Origin of the sequence: Clostridium kluyveri DSM 555 (assembly GCF_000016505.1) — a bacterium.
GTDB lineage: Bacteria > Bacillota > Clostridia > Clostridiales > Clostridiaceae > Clostridium_B > Clostridium_B kluyveri.
Genome location: NC_009706.1, coordinates 1,617,607 through 1,635,696, shown reverse-complemented (window position 1 = coordinate 1,635,696; position 18,090 = coordinate 1,617,607). Strand labels below are relative to the sequence as shown.

The window sequence follows — 18,090 nt, the reverse complement described above, 5'->3', positions numbered from 1 at the left end:
ATTTTAGCGCCTTTATAAGTTCTTCCCCTAAAGGATAACGTATTCTAAGTGCTAAAGACACTAAAAATACTGTTAATAAGATTCAAATGAAAGCATATTCCTCATAAGCAAACTCCATCCGGACCTAAGAATCACTTGATTTAGGATAATTAAGATTTTTTTCACTAATATTATCTAGCACATCCTCTAAATATTTTTTTGCTAAATACTTAGCCATAGGTAAATTCATATCAAGATAATTTCCACAATCTTTTGGCAGTGCACCTGGAATTTCACCCTCATATTCTGCAATAAATTGAAACATCTCTTTAACTAAACCTATAATTTCTTTTGATTCAAATCCTCTATCACTTCCTAATAATAAATATAATCCTGTTCTACAGCCCATAGGACCAAAATAAACTATCTTACTGCCATACTCGCTGTGATTTCTTAAAAAGGTCGCTCCCAAATGCTCAATAGTATGAAGTTCAGCCGTATTCATTACTGGTTCAAAGTTTGGTCTTGTCATCCTAATATCGAAGGTAGTTATTATTGCTCCATTAATATTATCCTTCCTTGAAACATATACTCCAGGCAATAGTTCCAAGTGATTAATTGTAAAACTAGTGATTTTTTCCATGTTTTCTCTCCATTCCATTTTTATTATTATAATTATAGTATATATCTTTATATTTTTCTATGCTGTTTGTTTACTTTAATTTTAAATTTACATAATATATATAATGTAAATATTCTAGTTTCAAAATTCCATAAGTTTAGGTGGAGAAAAGCCTTTCTCTACAGCAAACTCCGCCTGAACCTAAGAATCACTTGATTTTTTATTCCAAAACAAACAGGATACAAATACTCCTATTATAATTACTCCAAATATGGTTTCAAGCATAACCAATATCCTAACAACCATAGAATTGGGCAAAATATCTCCATAACCTAATGTAGTCATAGTAACAGCACTAAAATACATAAAATTCCATATTGGATATTTGAAATTTCCATTTATTATAGATCTCAATGCCAAAGGACTATCATCTAAAAAAGATATGGAGTTTTCTATAAGCTTTGGAAAATAAAAATTTAGAGGATAATAAAAATATTCCTTTCTAAAAATTTCATTATAAAGTAAAGTATAATTATTTACCCAAACATATTTGCTATCTATTTTTTCAAATTTGTTCTTATCACTTTTTTTATAGCTCTTAAAATCCTTATATTTTTCCTCCTCATTTATCTTGTAAAAACATATTTTTAACTTATTACTATTAAATTTACTGCTCACTTTATCTTCTCCTAAGTCTTCTATACTTATATGAGTAATATCTTGACTTTGAAATAAAAGGTAATAATAATTAGCCCAATTTTCTCCTAAGATTTTATCAAAGGCAAATATGTTTGTAGAAAAAGAGGAGCCAGGGGTTTCTAGTTTTGCAATAGGTCTTTTATATTCATTAGAGGATATTAAATATTTTACCATATCTTTAAATTCCTTATTATATATGGGGATATTCAAACTTTTTCTAAAAGCTTCTACCTTTGTATTCATGTTCACATCATTTTGAAATATAAAAAATTCCCCCTGAGAATCATTGGCTATATCCCAGTAAATAAATCCAAAAGAAAATAATATGCTAACATAAAGCAATGCTAACATAAGTAAAATAGTCTTTTTCTCGAGCTTATGTAAATTAATAAACCACCTCATAAATGTAACCTCTATATTAATAAAATAGATATATCTATTTATACTTTTACAAAGAGGTTATTATCACATTTATTTATTATAAAAATAAAAAGAAATCTACTTGAATCACAGCAGATTTCCTTTGCTTGATTTAAATATATAAATTACTCTTCCTCTATAATTTCATATAGTGTATTTAATCCCGCTTCTAATTCTTCTTTTGAAATAATAAGCGGTGGCAATAATCTCACTACATTTGGTCCTGCGGTTAATACAAGAAGACCTTTTTGGAGAGCTTTCTTTTGTACCCTGGATGCTTCCCCTTCAATTTCTATTCCTATCATAAGTCCCATTCCACGAACTTCTAATATATTCTTTTTATTTTTACTTTTAAAATACTCCTTAACAAATTTTCCTTTTTCACTTACTTCTTCTAAAAAAGAATTCTCACTTATTATGTTCAATACTTCTAGAGCACCTGCTGCACAAACAGGATTTCCTCCAAAAGTAGAGCCATGATCTCCATATTCAAAAGTATTGTTCAATTTTTCATTACAGAGCACAGCACCTATAGGTAATCCTCCTCCAAGACCTTTTGCAGTGGATATAATATCTGGACAAACACCATAATTATTAAAACCATAGATCTTTCCTGTTCTTCCTATACCACATTGAATTTCATCACATATAACCAAGATATCTTCCTTCTCTGCTATCCCAAAAACCTTATGAACAAATTCTTCACTTAGTGGATTTATTCCTCCTTCTCCCTGAATAGGTTCTATCATAATAGCACAAATTGATGAATCTATGGATTTTTCTAACTCTTCTACATTAGCCTCTGCATATTTAAAACCTTCAGTAAAAGGATAAAAATATTTATGAAGCTTTTCCTGTCCTCCTGCTTTTAATGTAGTTATAGTTCTTCCATGAAAACTCTTTTTCAATGTAAGTATAGTATTTCTAGCCTTTCCATGTTTATCAAAACTATACTTTCTTGCTAATTTTATAGCTCCTTCATTAGCTTCTGCACCAGAATTACAAAAAAACACTTTAGTCATATTTGAAATTTCAGTAAATTTTTTGGCTAGTTCCAATACAGGAATATTCAAAAATATATTAGAAGTATGAACTACTTTTTCCAGTTGGGCTTCTACAGCTTTAATCCAGTTCTTATTTCCATAGCCTAGAGACATTACGCCAATACCTGATGTAAAATCCAGATATTCCTTATTATCCGTATCAAACAACTTACACCCTTCTCCATGAGTGAATACCACAGGAAGATGGTTATAAGTATTCATAAGATATTCTTTTGCATAATTTAAATAATCCAAATTAATCTCCTCCTAATAAATCATAGTTCCTATACCTTCTTTTGAAAATAATTCCACAAGAAGACAATGAGGTACTCTACCGTCAATAATGTGTGCACTCTTAACTCCCGACTTAATGGCCTCAACACAACAATTGATTTTTGGCAACATCCCTCCTTTTATAATATTATCTTCATACAGAGCTTTAATATCCTTTAACCTTAATTCTGAAATTAAAGTAGAGTTATCATCCATATCCCTCATAACTCCAGGTACATCTGTAAGAAGTATTAAATTTTGTGCTTTTAAAGCTGCCGCAATTTTAAAAGTACATGTATCTGCATTTATATTATAGGTTTCATTATCATCCCCAAGAGCTATACTGCTTATTACAGGGATATATCCATTATCTATAGAACTTATAATAATTTCAGTATTTATATCTGTTATCTCTCCTACTTTCCCCAAATCCACGCCTTTGGAGATTTTTTCAGCTTTTATCATGGCTCCATCTATTCCACAAAGTCCAAGGGCTTTTCCACCATAACTTTGAATTAATTTTACCAAATCTTTATTTACCTTTCCACTAAGTACCATTTGAACCACATCCATGGTTTCTTCATCTGTATATCTTAGTCCATCTATAAAAACACTTTCCTTGTTTAACTTTTTTAAATAAGAAGAAATAAATGGACCCCCACCATGAACAACTACTAAATTTATTCCCACACATTTCATAAGTACTAAATCATTTATAACATATTTTTTAAGCTGTTCATCCAACATAGCACTGCCACCATACTTAACAACTATTGTTTTCCCTCTGTATTTTTGAATATATGGCAGTGATTCCGCTAATATTTTTGCCACCTCATTATAATTCAATTCCTCCCGTACCTCCCTTAAGACATATAACTTCCATTAATCTTTACATAATCATAGGTTAAATCACATCCCCAGCAGCATACACTATAATTTCCAGAGTTAAAATTTAAAACTATGCCCACTGTATTTTCTGAAAGTATGTCTACAGATTTTTCAATTGAAAAATCTACAGGATTACCATTTTTAAATACCAATATACTTCCCTTTGAACTTTCCATGGATACTTCCAGTTTATTTATATCAAAGTCTACTCCAGAATATCCAATAGCATCTAATATTCTGCCCCAATTGGCATTTCGTCCAAATAGGGCGGTTTTTACAAGACTTGAACATATTACAGATTTACCTAAAATTTCACCTTCCTTTTCTCCAGATACATTCATAACCGTGCATTCTATTAATTTAGTAGCACCCTCTCCATCTTTTGCAATCATTTTAGCTAATTCTATATTTAGCTTTTTTAATGCCTCTAAAAAGGTGTTATAATCTTCATTTTCCTCATCTATAATAGGATTTTCAGCTAATCCATTGGCCATGACAAGCACCATGTCATTTGTAGAAGTATCTCCATCTACAGAAATTCTATTATAGCTTACTTTTACACTTTCTTTTAACGCCTTGTCTAAAAGACTAGCATCTATATTTACATCTGTGGTAATAAAAGAAAGCATAGTTGCCATATTAGGATGTATCATTCCAGAACCCTTGGCCATAGCTCCAATTACCACAGTTTTTCCTCCAAGTTCCAGGGTTACAGCTAATGTCTTTTTAAATGTATCTGTGGTAAGTATAGCCCTTGCTGCATCCTTTCCACCATTTTTATTTAACTTTTTAGCAAGTCGTGGAATAGCTTCTTTTATAATACCAATATTTAATTTTACACCTATAATTCCTGTGGAGGCTACAAGTACATTATCCTCTTCAATTTGTAATTCTTCTCCTGTATATTTACACATTTCTTTTGCATGATTTATTCCATCTTCCCCCGTACAGGTATTGGCATTTCCGCTATTTATAATTATGGCTTGAGCCTTTTTATTTTCTAAATGACCTTTAGTTACTAAAAGAGGTGCCCCCTTAACTATATTTTTAGTGTATACCCCTGCTGAATTACAAAGTTTAGTTGACATTACAAGAGCTAAATCCTGCAGATTATTCTTCTTAAGGCCACAGCTAATTCCCGAAGCTGTAAAACCTTTAGGAGAGGTAATTCCTCCTTCTATAATTTCTAAATTCATCTTAAATGTCCTCCTTAAAATTTAATTAAAAAACAGCTGGCAGGGCAGTAAGTCCTTCTTTTTCATCGAAACCTAATACAATATTCATATTTTGAATTGCCTGTCCTGCTGCTCCTTTTATCATATTGTCTAAACATGATATGATTATAAGTTTATTATTTTCGCTATCATAATGTATAGAAATACAACAATAATTAGAAAGTCTTACATTGTTTATCTTAGATACTTTACCTAGAGGAAGAATTCTTACAAAAGGTTCCTCTTTATAGAATTCACAATATTTCTGGTGTATTTTTTCTATATCTATCGGATCCTTAGGAGTTGTATATATGGTGGACAAAATACCCCTATTTATTGGAATTAAATGTGGAATAAAAGTAAGCTTTACCCCCTCTTTTGATACACTATTTAAATTTTCCTCTATTTCTGGAGTGTGCCTATGATTTGCAACTTTATAAGCACTAAAACTCTCATTACAATTTACAAAATGACTACTTTCACTAAGAGTTTTCCCCGCACCAGTTAATCCTGATTTACAATCTGCAATTATACCTTTTTCTTCTATTAATCCTTTAGAAATAAGAGGTAAAACACCAATTTGAACAGAAGTGGCATAACATCCTGGATTTCCTATAACTCGGGATTTTTTTATATATTCTCTATTTAACTCTGGAAGTCCATACACAGAACTTTCATGCAATTTTGGTGTAATAAAATTTTTACCATACCATTTTTTATATGAAGATTCATTTTTAAATCTAAAATCTGCACCCATATCTATACATATTTTATCTTTGGCCACTGCTTTTTCTACAATAGGTTCACTTACTCCGCTAGGCAGAGCTAAAAAGATCAAATCACTTCTTTTTATAACTTCATCATCCTTTTCACATACAAGTTCTTTTAAATCATAAAAACCTGGATATAGGCTATTAATAGATTTTCCCTCATAACTTGTAGATGATATACCTGATATTTTTATTTTGTTATGATTTGATAAGAGCCTTATTAATTCTGCTCCTACATAACCTGTTCCCCCAATAACGCCTACTTGTACCAAATCAATTTACCTCCTTTTAGATCATAATTGCCTATAAAAATATAATAACTACATATTTTTTAAATATGTAGTTATTATATGACTTTATAAATAAATATGCAATATTTTTTTATAAAAATTAATTTAATATTTTTTTATAAGTGCTTGAAAAATTCATATGAAAAAGCATTTTTCTTGAGTAAACTCCCCCCTAACCTTATAATTACTTCATTATAAATATACAATAATAAAAAATAAAAGTTTTTATAAATGTACAAAAACTTTTATATCACAGATATAATTATTACTAACTTACTATTTATTGCCTATAAATACATTATTCCATTTTGTATATATGTTAAACAAGCTTACTATATCCTGCTCATTGTATAATAATATTTTTTCCTTTTTTACCTCAGGCATTCTATTTATATACTCACTATCTTTAATTATTTTACTAAAGGTTTTAGCTAAATTTGAACCGCTTATAACTTTATCCTCTCTTGTAATTCCAAATTCTTTTTCCAATGCTTTAAGTCCTATAGATTTATGAATTTCTTTTTCATACTGTTTTTGCAGATCTACACTTATAAAATAATCTTCTATATTATTAAATTCCATATTGTATTTTTCAAAAAGATAATTTATAACCGTAAAATCATTATTTCCCGAAAAAGTTACTATATACTTTTTATTTTCTTTAATCATATTTTCAAAGTATTCTTTTGCCAATCTTAGTATTAATTTTGTATCCTTTTTATTTTCTATCATATACTGTGTCACTTTTAACACTTCATTTTTATAGTCATAAAAACAGCATCCAAACACCCCTATACATATAGGTTTTTTGTATATATAGTGTTCTAAATCAAAAAATATAGCATCTCTAAAAATACACCTGCTTTTCTCTATCTTTAATGAATTTTCTACTATAGGTCTTTCAACATCTACATTGTTAAGTCTCTCTATCACATTACCACTCTTTTCCAATTCCTTTTAGCCACACAGTTTTATATACTATATGATATATAAGATTCAGATTTCCTTTATACAAGAAGCTCCGAGCTTATATATCATATCTTTCCTCTCAACTACTATTTTTACCCTGCTGCTTACCTCAGGGTCTTCTAACACCTTTCTCACCAGTTCTCTGGTCGGATTAACACAAATTGGATTTTTTACCATCTTCATCATAGAAAAATCACCTAAAGTATCCCCATAAGCATAACTTTTTCCTAAATCTATACTATATTTTTCAGTTAACATCTTTATAGCTTTTTCTTTGCTAATGCTATCCCACATAGGAACTACCTCTCCTGTATATATATTATCCTCATTCCTTATATATACAGCTCCTACATAATCGTCAAATCCATATTTAATTGCCATTTCTCTAACTAGCTCTACAGGACTTCCAGATACAGTTACTACTATGTGTTTATTTTCTTTATGCCATTTTAGCATATCTCTAGTATAAGAATATACCCTATCTCCTTTCTGAGCCACTACAGTTTTAGCTATAAATTCTATTTGAGATCTATGGAGTCCTTTTATAGCCTCTATATATATATTTGCCATTTTCAAAAGATAGTTGTCATAATTCCCCTTTCTTTTATCCCATCTTTCATATTCAGGTTTTACTTCTTTATACCACCTTTCTCCAGGTATTATTTCATATTTTACTAACTTTTTAAAGACTTCCGTTATAAGACCTTCTCTATATAAAGTACCGTCAATATCAAAAAAAGCTGCAATACTCATATTCCATTCTCCTTATATATTATTAAAATTAAAATACACAATATTACTATCTTATATGTTATGTAAGTTAGTTTTGCAACTCCAATAAAAAATATTAAATATATTTTTTAAAAAGTCCTGATAATAAAATCAAGACTTTTTAATTACATAATCCATTATATCTTCGATAGAAACGGTACCCTTTACCACATTTTTATCGTCTATTACAGGAATGGCTACTATATTATTTTCTCTAATTCTTTTTGCCACAGTCATAATATCCTCTTCACTCTTAGCCACAACTACATCCTTTGTCATTGCCCAATCTACAGGACAGGTATCATAATGACCTTCCTCCATCAAAAATCTATATATATCCGCCTTTACTATCATGCCCGTCAGTTGTCCATCTTCATCAACTATAGGTGCCCCATTTACATTATGATCATCCATCATATCTAAAGCTTTACACAGACTATCTTCTTTTTTTAACTTTACAATATTTGATTTCATTATTTCCTGAACCATAACAACACCCCTCCTTTTTTAATTATACAATGTTTTTTTTTAAAAGTCTAAAAATTTTCCAAAAGTTAAATATATTATTAATTTGAATTAAACATTTATCAATAACTCCCATTTATGATATTATCAAATTTTTCTACATCCTTTTCCCCTTTTATCAGATAATCTATAATTTGTGATGCAACTTTTTTAGATATTTTTTCAAATTGTATATTTAAATCTACATTATTTTTCTTTAAAAGAATTTTTAAATATCTTTTTTGTTTTTCCGTAATACAATTTTCTCTCACCAGTAACTTATCATTTCTTACTTTAAAAGCAAATTCATGTATTTTAGGCAGATTTAAAACATCTTCATAATTATGAAGCATTATGGTATATTTTATATCCTTAGTATTAGATTTTAAAAATTCTCTATATAAATCTACACTAATTCCCCCATCTATCTTATCTTTCCTGTTTATACCCAAATATTTTTCCACAGTCTTTAAGTTACACCTTTCCATACCCAACTGCTTGTAATAAGGCCTTATGAGTCTGTATAAATCCACATGATATTTAGGAAACTCAAAGTATATGTTATTCCGGTGCATTCTCTCTTTTACAAAAGGCTCATCAAAGGCTATTCCATTATAAGAACACCATTTATCATATTTTAATATATCCATGCCAAAATTATATAATACTTCACTTTCATCCTGTAGAGTATCTGCAAAATATTGTTTTATTGACAATTTATTTTTATCAATAAACCTCCCAAGAGATATAAGTATTATATTATCACATTCTCTATCGAAACCAGTTGTTTCTATATCAAAATAGGCTATATTTCCCATATCACAACTTAAAAATACATTACCTTCTACATTTACCAGACGATCATATTCTTTAATTTCCATAATATGTGTTACTTTAACGTAACTTCTCCTTTCTATATTATCTGGTTACCCGGTGAAATAACAATATTTACTCCTACCTTCGACAAGCTTCAGAGCCAGTATAGCTCTGACAGCCTTCAGATAAAATATTTAAAATCTCATCTACATCTTTTCCACTACTTCTATCCCCATTAGATTTAATCCATTTTTCAACACCTGACAGGTACATTTTACCAAATACAATCTGGCCTTTTTAATATTCTCATCTGCTGCATTCATAATACTATGAGCATTGTAAAATTTATTGAAAGCTTTGGCCACATCTATTACATACCTGGTAACTATAAATGGTTCCAATCTATTTATGGCATTTATTATAGATTTATTAAAGTTTTCAAGGATCTTTACAAGTTCAAATTCCTCTTTGCTGCCCAATTTACTATAGTCTATCTGATTTTCATCATAGGATGCTTCTTCTGATTTTCTAAGAATACTTTTTCCCCTTGCATAGCTATATTGAACATAAGGACCAGTTTCTCCTTCAAAACTCAGCATTTCATTCCAGTCAAATACTATATCTTTCTCTCTATTATTTTTCAGATAGGTAAATATCACAGCTCCTATACCAATCTTTTTAGCCGCCTCTTCTTTATTTTCAAGCTTAGGGTTCTTCTCATTTATTATTTCAAGAGTTCTCTCTACAGATTTATTTAAAAGTTCTTCTAAAAATATTACATCTCCTTTTCGTGTAGAAAGTTTTTTATTTGCAAATCTAACCAATCCAAATCCTACATGCTTACATGAGTCCGCCCAATCTTTACCCATTAATTTGAGTGTGGTAAATACCTGCTTGAAATGAAGAGATTGGTCAAGTCCCACCACATATATACTCTTATAAAAATCATAGGTTTTTTTCCTATATATAGCTGCAGCCAAATCACGAGTTGCATATATGGTTGTTCCATCTGATTTTTTTACAATGCAAGGAGGTATATTATACTCGTCTAAAAGTACCACTTTTGCACCGTTACTTTCAACAAGAAGTCCCTTTTTATCTATTTCTTCTACAACTGCATCCATTTTGTCAGTATAAAAACTCTCTCCTGCATAGGAATCAAAATCTACCTTCAATAAATCATATACTTTTTTAAATTCCCTAAGACTTAAATCCTTAAATTTTTTCCAAAGTTTAATTTCCTCTTCCGAACCATCCTCTAATTTTTTAAAATACATTCTACCTTCTTCGTTAAGTGAGGGATCTTTTTCCGCTTCTTCATGAAATTTTACATATATTCTTAAAAGTTCCTTTATAGGGTCTCTATTTAACTCCTCTGCATTGCACCATCTATTATAAGCTGCTATAAGCTTTCCAAATTGAGTTCCCCAGTCTCCCAGATGATTTATTCTCGTACAATTATATCCTTGAAAATTTATCATCTTGTATAGGGCATTTCCTATAGACGTACTAAAAAGATGTCCTACATGGAAAGGTTTCGCAATATTAGGTGATGAATATTCTACAACTACATTTTTTCCTTCTCCCATGTCTGAACTTCCATAGCTGTCTCCTTTTAATAATATTTCTTTTAAAGTATATTCAGTAAATATTTTTTTATCTACAAAGAAATTCACATAAGGTCCTAAATTTTCAATTTTCTCGAAGTACTTGCTGTGTAATTTATCTTTTAATTCCTTAGAAATTATATTTGGTGCCTTTTTCAATACTTTTGCCAATTGAAAACATGGAAATGCGTAATCTCCCATTTCAGGTTTTGGTGGTACTTCTATTAAACCTTCTATAAAATTCAATTCCAAATCTATATTTTTTTTAATCTCTTCTGCCGCTAACTTTTTAAAATCCATATTAACAGTTAAATAAGTATACCTTTATTTAACACTTTTCAGCTCCTCTCCCATTTCTATTCTTTTAAATCAAGTGATTCAGATATTCAGGTGGAGTTTGTTATAAGAAATGCTTATCTCCATCTGAACCTTAGAAGAACTTATCCAGACGCACAGCATTGCTTATCCCTAACTTTTGAAGAAGATGAGAGTTTATCAATGGCAGCGCTTGGATAAAAACTAAAAATCCTAAGTTACTATATAATATAAAAAACCGCCTCTTTTATCTTAAGAGACGGCCTCCTCCTATCACAATATCTAAATAATAGGTATACAGCCTATCTATTATATTTCTAGCTTATAACACTTTATGCAAGCGTTATGAATAAAATCACAGAACCTACACTTTATTATATTACTATTAACATTTTTTTGTCAATATATAATTAACCATTAATATATTTTACTCTTCAAATCCATTTAAATGTTCCTTATGCCATTTCCATGCAGTATCAATAATTGTCTCAAGTGAATTATATTTTGGTTTCCAATTGAGTTCTTCTTCTGCTTTTTTAGAAGAAGCTATAAGTGTCTCAGGATCTCCTTCTCTTCTAGGAGCAATTTCAGCTTTTATTTTTTGTCCAGTTACTTTTCGTGAAACTTCAATTACTTCTTTTACAGAGAAGCCTCTGCCATTACCTAAATTATAAATTCCGCTTTTCCCATCCTCAATAATTTTATTCAATGCCAAAAGATGGGCATTAGCTAAATCCATAACATGAACATAATCTCTAATACAGGTTCCGTCTTCTGTACTGTAGTCATCCCCAAATATAAATATTTTATCTCTCTTTTTTAAAGCCACCTGAAGTATTATAGGAATCAGGTGTGTTTCAGGGTTATGATCTTCTCCTATAAGTCCTGAAATATGCGCACCTGCCGCATTGAAATATCTTAGTGCAGCATATTTTATACCATATGCCCTATCACTCCATTTTAACAATTTTTCTACCGTAAGCTTGGATTCTCCATAGGGATTAGTTGGATATGTTGAATCATCTTCAAAAATAGGTATGTTTTTAGGCTCTCCATAAGTTGCAGCAGTGGAAGAAAATACAATATATTTTACTCCATATTTTCTCATAGACTTTAATAAGTTCAAAGTACCTACAACATTATTTTCGAAATATTTAAGAGGTTCCTCTACACTTTCTCCCACCAGAGAGTAAGCTGCAAAATCTATTACTGATTCAATGTTATTTTCTTCAAACACCTTATCCACTGCATTTTCATCCCTTAAATCGCCCTGGTAAACCTTGCCTCCAAGTACAGCAGATTTATGTCCTTTTTCAAAGTTATCCAATACTACAATTTCTTTTCCTCTTTCCAAAAGCTCTGCTGCCATATGGCTCCCTATATACCCTGCTCCCCCACAAACTAAAATTGACATTTTAAAACCTCCAATACAATATTTTATTTATTATATATTCTACTACAATTATTTTTCAGTTTGTGTTAATAAAGGATTAAACTATAAATATATTTATTCACAATTAAGTACTAATATTTCTATTTATAAACTGCATATTTCCTTGATATTCTAGGTTTTGTCATGTCTACAGTATTTAATATACTATTAACTTCTCTTTCATCTAAAATTTTTTCTCTTAAAATAATCTTCCTTACAGATTCTCCAGTATTCATAGCCCTTTTGGCAATTTCAGCAGCTTCTTTATATCCTACATAAGGACAAAGAGCTGTAAGTATTCCTATACTGTTTTCTAAAAGTCCCTTACATCTTTTTCTATTTGCTGTAATACCCTGAACGCAGTTTTCAACAAAGGTATTAATACCATTTGTCAGAGTTTCTATAGACTGAAATAAATTAAAAAACATAATTGGCTCAAAGGCATTTAATTCTAATTGTCCTGCCTCTGCAGCCATATTAATGGTAACATCATTTCCAATAATATTAAAAGCTATCTGATTAATTACCTCTGGTATTACAGGATTAACCTTTCCCGGCATTATGGAAGAGCCATTTTGTTTTGCCGGAAGATTTATTTCCCCAAAGCCTGTTCTCGGTCCTGATGACATGAGCCTTAAATCATTTGCTATCTTTGATAGGTTAACTGCACAGGTTCTTATGACTGATGAAGTTATTACGAGACTATCCAAGTTTTGAGTTGAATCAATTAAATCTTCCGCCTGGTTTAATTGTATTTGTGTAATTTTACTAAGGTTAGGTATTATTTTTATTTGATACCTCATATCTGTATTTATGCCTGTCCCTATGGCTGTTCCACCTATATTGACTTCTTTTAAGCTTTCTATAACCTGATTTAATCTTAATATATCTCTTTTTATCACTGAACTATAGGCATTAAATTCCTGTCCTAATCTAATAGGTACTGCATCCTGAAGCTGAGTTCTACCCATTTTTATAATATCATTAAATTCTTCAGCTTTTTCTTTAAACACTTTTTTCAATATTTTCAACTGTTTTATACACCTTAAAATAAGTTTTATAGTTGTAATTTTACCTGCTGTTGGAATAACATCATTAGTAGATTGCCCCATATTCACGTGATCATTTGGATTGACAATATTATAATTTCCCTTTTCTCCTCCTAATAATTCAATGGATCTATTTGAAACCACTTCATTTACATTCATATTTATAGATGTACCTGCCCCACCTTGTATAGGATCTGTAATAAACTGATCTTTAAATTTACCCTCTATTATCTCATCGCAAGCTTTTACAATTGTCTCTTTAATATGTTCACCAAGCAGTCCAATACCCTCATTAGTTATAGCAGCGGCCTTTTTTATCTCTACAATACTTTTTATAAATTCCTCATGAATTTTAAGTCCTGTAATTTTAAAATTATCTGCAGCCCTTAAAGTGTTTATTCCATAATATGCACTTTTAGGAACCTTTTTTTCTCCTATGGAATCACTTTCAATTCTAAAATCCATAATATCCATCCCCTTTAACTAAGATTAAAAATAGTCGTTTCAGAAATTTGTTGATATATTAAAAATAAAAAATAAGCATTTATTCTAAATTAATAATTTTATTATTAATAATTTATCATAACATCAATATGTTTTGTATATCTAATAAGAACAAACCTGCTGTACGCTATTTGTTCTAAATATACATTAATTAAATATGCAAAATAAAAAATTGCCGGAAAACACAACTGTTCTCCAGCAATTAATCAATTAAAGTATCTATTATAATTTTACTTCCTCTTCAATACTATCAAAATCTACTTCTTCTAGCTTTATTACCTTAGTGCTATATTTTTTCTTATACCATATCCACAATCCTAAAAATAGAGGAAGTCCTATATAAGATGAGGTTACTCCACTCCAATCTATGTTGTTAGCTTCAAAATAAGTAACACCTTGTCCCAAGATAACTATAATGCAAAGCACCAATGCTATTATAGGTCCTAATGGAAATAATTTAGCCCTATATTTTAATCTTCCAAAATCCCTATTTTGAGCAACATAAGCTTTTCTAAAACGATAATGACAAATTGCTATACCAAGCCATGCTACAAATCCTGCAAGACCTGAAGCTGCTACCAGCCAAACATACACTGTACTTTCGGCATAAAGCCCTGTTAAAAAACATGCAGATGCTACTATTGTTGTAAGTATCAATGAATTTACAGGCACTCCTCTTGAATTAACTTTTGCCAGCCAGGCAGGTGCTTTCTTATCTTTAGCCATAGAATACAACATTCTAGTTGAAGCGTACATTCCAGAGTTTCCTGCCGACAGCACTGAAGTCAATATAACTGCATTCATAAGAGATGCAGCTCCTGCTATACCAGCCTTTTTAAATACCAAAGTAAAAGGACTTGTATCAACTCCTGCATTCATATACGGAATTATGGCACCTACTACAAATATTGTTCCTATATAAAATATTAGTATTCTCCAAAATATACTATTAATAGCTTTCGGTATGGTTTTTTCTGGATTTTCACTTTCTCCCGCAGCTATATCTACTAATTCAGTACCCTGAAAAGAAAAACCTGCAATCAAAAATACTAGGAATATAGATTTAAAACCTCCTACAAAAGGTGCTTCTCCTACTGTAAAATTTTTAAATCCTACTGGATTTCCATTAAATATACCTATAATAGTTGCTACTCCTACTAATATAAAAACGATAACGGTTACTACTTTGATGCCTGCAAACCAAAATTCCGATTCTCCATAGGCTCTTGCAGATAATAAATTTAATAAAACTATTACAGCTAAGAAACACACACTCCACACAATAGCTGGTACACCTGGCAGCCAATATTTCATTATAAGTGCTCCTGCTACCATTTCTGCAGCTACAGTTATTGCCCAATTGTACCAATAATTCCATCCTAATGCAAATCCTAAAGCTGGATCTACAAATTTAGTGGCATAAACACCAAAAGAGCCTGAAACCGGCATATAAGTAGCCATTTCTCCTAAGCCCGTCATTAAAAAATAAACCATAATTCCTATACAGCCATAAGCTACTAGTGCTCCTCCAGGACCTGCCTGATTAATAGTAGCACCTAATGCTAAAAATATTCCTGTTCCAATAGCTCCTCCTATGGCAATCATACTTAAATGTCTAGTCTTAAGTCCTCTTTTTAGTTCATTATCACGCTCATTATTTTGTTCTACTGAGCTCTCCATTTTTTTCTCCCCCTTATCGGTATCAAAATCCCCATAAGTGAAGTAAGTAAGATAAGCATAAAAATAGCCTTGAGAGTGTACACCCAAGGTTATAAATATAAAAATATATTAATTCCACAATGAATGATAGCTCTTCACAAATTATATTTGTGACAGTCTTGTATATATTTTATACAAAACCAGTTAATTCAACATCAAAGCATCTGTTGAACACTTCGGCAAAATTTCCTTTTAAGTCCCTTCATTGTGCTTGCCTCCAAAACTTTACTTATAAATTTTGCACCTCTATCTTAAATATTCACTTATAGTACAAATACATTATGTACTATAAGTAAATATTAGTCAATGGTATTTTAATACATTTCTCTACTCATTATGACAAAGAGCAAAATATATTTTAAATTGATTTACTTGATTTTTTAGGTTTTAGACTATCAAAATAATCTTTTAGCTTCAAATCCATACCTAGTATATGTTTTGATATCCAATCATAAATAAAATCCAATAATTTTAATACAGATTTTTGTATGTCCTCATCTAGTTCTTCCAAATCTAAATTTTCGATTTTATTTATAAAGGCATCATGAGCTTTTTTTTGTTCCTTGTACTCGGGATAATCATAAAGCTTCATTATTCTTTCTTCATCTTCAAAATGATACACAGTATATTCTTTAAGGTCATCAATTAAATTTAAAACATCTCCAAAATAATCTGCATGGTTTTCATTTATTATAAGATCGTATACAGATTCACCTATTTCAAAGAGTCTTTTATGTTCTTCATCTATCCTTTTAATGCCACAATTGTAATCATCCTTCCATTCAAACATTTTGTTATCCCCCCATCTCTAATTAATTTATCTCCTATATATAAATATTGGTCTATTAAACTCAAACTAAATTTTAACATATTTTTGTCTAATATTTATAAGCAAACAATTCCAAGTAAATATTGTTTTTTTAATTATAACAAAAAATTAAAAAATACTAAACATTCTATTAGTAATTAAATATTAATATTATTCAATACAAAAACACACCAAAATTGAAGTAATTTATCTATTTTGGTGTGTAAAAATTATTCTAAACAAAAATATTAAATTTTATTGTTAGATTGTAATTTATATTATTATTAAGAATTAAATCTAAAAAAACAACATTTTACATTACTCTTCCAGGGATTACAGCATCCAATATTCCTATAACAACTGATGCAATAATAGCTCCCAATATAGATACACTCATATTAGGCACTAAAAATTGAGTTAAATATAATATTATAGCTGCAATTATAAAACCCTTTATTCCTTTTCCAAAAGGAGATGCATCTACACCCATAAATTTTTCTACAAAATAGTCTATTAAGCTTATAACAACTGCTGCTACTAAATAAGACCATAGTCCCACTATTCTAAAACCAGGTGTTAAAAATGAAGTTATCCCCAGTACAATTACTGTTAAAATAAACCTTACTATATAACCACCTATAGAAGATTTCTCTGACTCTCTTTTTGTATCACCCACGAAAGTCACTCCTTTTCAATAAAATATTTATTTTACATAAACATAGTCTTTACCTAAATCACAAAAAATATTTAAAAATAAAAATCTTTTTAAACTTAACATATTGACAAAAAAATATATAATCTGCAATATTTTATATATAAAACACTCGCATTATGTATATTTAAAATCAATATTGACAAAATAACAGAAAAAAGGTATAAGTATATTGTCTATATAGAACAAATTTCAAGTTTAAAAGTATAGATATATTAGTTCCAACAATTTATTGAAAAGGAGTATAATAATGAAAACATTTCAAACTCTTATTGATGAAACTTTAAAATCCAGAGATTTGGATGAACTAGAATCTGCTGCCGATTTATTTCAATTCGGCATTGAAAAAGGATACTATAATAAAAAACAAGCAAACGAATTCAATAATGCTTATTGGAAAACCAAAGATAAGCATTTAGCTCATGAAATTGCCAGTGAAATAAACTCCAACAGATTAAATGTTATAAGTATAGTTTCCAATGCCCCAATGAATATAAAGGACAATAAACCTGAACTTTTAAACTATGTAAATGGACGAATAAAAGCCCTTAGAGGTAAAATAAGCGGCATAAAATAATTTATTCTATGAATTTATATATTTCTACTAAAATATTTAAAAAGTATATTAAATTGCATTAAAAAAGTCAGATGAAATTTATTTCATCTGACTTTAATTCATGTTTATT

General features: G+C 29.8%; 17 protein-coding genes and 1 riboswitch. Of the genes, 1 reads left to right on the top strand and 16 read right to left on the bottom strand.

Annotated elements, in window-relative coordinates:
- Positions 1–124 precede the first annotated feature (124 nt).
- The 16 genes from CKL_RS07665 to CKL_RS07590 form a co-directional block, all read right to left on the bottom strand.
- Positions 125–622, bottom strand: a complete 498-nt coding sequence (locus CKL_RS07665; protein WP_012101950.1) for an S-ribosylhomocysteine lyase — start codon at positions 620–622, stop codon at positions 125–127.
- A gap of 180 nt (positions 623–802) precedes the next feature.
- Positions 803–1,702: a potassium channel family protein gene (locus CKL_RS07660; RefSeq protein ID WP_012101949.1), complete on the bottom strand. Its 900-nt coding sequence runs from the start codon at positions 1,700–1,702 to the stop codon at positions 803–805.
- A 143-nt stretch (positions 1,703–1,845) separates the two neighbouring features.
- Positions 1,846–3,018, bottom strand: a complete 1,173-nt coding sequence (locus tag CKL_RS07655; protein WP_012101948.1) for an aspartate aminotransferase family protein — start codon at positions 3,016–3,018, stop codon at positions 1,846–1,848.
- A 12-nt stretch (positions 3,019–3,030) separates the two neighbouring features.
- The gene (argB, locus tag CKL_RS07650; RefSeq protein ID WP_012101947.1) at positions 3,031–3,882 is read right to left on the bottom strand and encodes an acetylglutamate kinase; all 852 of its coding nucleotides are present in this window, start codon (positions 3,880–3,882) and stop codon (positions 3,031–3,033) included.
- Positions 3,883–3,899: 17 nt separating this feature from the next.
- Positions 3,900–5,120, bottom strand: coding sequence for a bifunctional glutamate N-acetyltransferase/amino-acid acetyltransferase ArgJ (argJ, locus tag CKL_RS07645; RefSeq protein ID WP_012101946.1), 1,221 nt, complete (start codon positions 5,118–5,120; stop codon positions 3,900–3,902).
- A gap of 25 nt (positions 5,121–5,145) precedes the next feature.
- A complete protein-coding gene (gene argC, locus CKL_RS07640) occupies positions 5,146–6,180 on the bottom strand; it encodes an N-acetyl-gamma-glutamyl-phosphate reductase (protein ID WP_012101945.1) in 1,035 nt (344 codons plus the stop codon).
- Positions 6,181–6,474: 294 nt separating this feature from the next.
- Entirely contained in the window at positions 6,475–7,131 is a 657-nt protein-coding gene (locus tag CKL_RS07635; protein WP_012101944.1) for a ribonuclease H-like domain-containing protein, read from the bottom strand.
- A 63-nt stretch (positions 7,132–7,194) separates the two neighbouring features.
- A complete protein-coding gene (locus CKL_RS07630; protein ID WP_012101943.1) occupies positions 7,195–7,920 on the bottom strand; it encodes an HAD-IB family hydrolase in 726 nt (241 codons plus the stop codon).
- A gap of 129 nt (positions 7,921–8,049) precedes the next feature.
- The gene (locus CKL_RS07625; protein ID WP_012101942.1) at positions 8,050–8,427 is read right to left on the bottom strand and encodes a CBS domain-containing protein; all 378 of its coding nucleotides are present in this window, start codon (positions 8,425–8,427) and stop codon (positions 8,050–8,052) included.
- A gap of 98 nt (positions 8,428–8,525) precedes the next feature.
- Positions 8,526–9,323, bottom strand: coding sequence for a ribonuclease H-like domain-containing protein (locus CKL_RS07620; RefSeq protein WP_012101941.1), 798 nt, complete (start codon positions 9,321–9,323; stop codon positions 8,526–8,528).
- 141 nt (positions 9,324–9,464) lie between these two features.
- A complete protein-coding gene (gene argS, locus CKL_RS07615) occupies positions 9,465–11,165 on the bottom strand; it encodes an arginine--tRNA ligase (protein WP_012101940.1) in 1,701 nt (566 codons plus the stop codon).
- 442 nt (positions 11,166–11,607) lie between these two features.
- Complete coding sequence (gene galE, locus CKL_RS07610; protein ID WP_012101939.1) at positions 11,608–12,594, bottom strand: UDP-glucose 4-epimerase GalE; 987 nt, start codon at positions 12,592–12,594, stop codon at positions 11,608–11,610.
- Positions 12,595–12,713: 119 nt separating this feature from the next.
- Positions 12,714–14,126, bottom strand: coding sequence for an aspartate ammonia-lyase (locus CKL_RS07605; protein WP_012101938.1), 1,413 nt, complete (start codon positions 14,124–14,126; stop codon positions 12,714–12,716).
- Positions 14,127–14,387: 261 nt separating this feature from the next.
- The gene (locus tag CKL_RS07600; RefSeq protein WP_012101937.1) at positions 14,388–15,845 is read right to left on the bottom strand and encodes an amino acid permease; all 1,458 of its coding nucleotides are present in this window, start codon (positions 15,843–15,845) and stop codon (positions 14,388–14,390) included.
- A 119-nt stretch (positions 15,846–15,964) separates the two neighbouring features.
- A riboswitch (Lysine riboswitch) is annotated at positions 15,965–16,141 on the bottom strand.
- A gap of 101 nt (positions 16,142–16,242) precedes the next feature.
- Complete coding sequence (locus tag CKL_RS07595; RefSeq protein ID WP_012101936.1) at positions 16,243–16,674, bottom strand: bacteriohemerythrin; 432 nt, start codon at positions 16,672–16,674, stop codon at positions 16,243–16,245.
- A 331-nt stretch (positions 16,675–17,005) separates the two neighbouring features.
- A complete protein-coding gene (locus tag CKL_RS07590; protein ID WP_012101935.1) occupies positions 17,006–17,368 on the bottom strand; it encodes a phage holin family protein in 363 nt (120 codons plus the stop codon).
- A gap of 286 nt (positions 17,369–17,654) precedes the next feature.
- Between CKL_RS07590 and CKL_RS07585 the strand changes: the two genes are divergently transcribed.
- Positions 17,655–17,981, top strand: coding sequence for a hypothetical protein (locus CKL_RS07585; protein ID WP_012101934.1), 327 nt, complete (start codon positions 17,655–17,657; stop codon positions 17,979–17,981).
- Positions 17,982–18,090 lie beyond the last annotated feature (109 nt).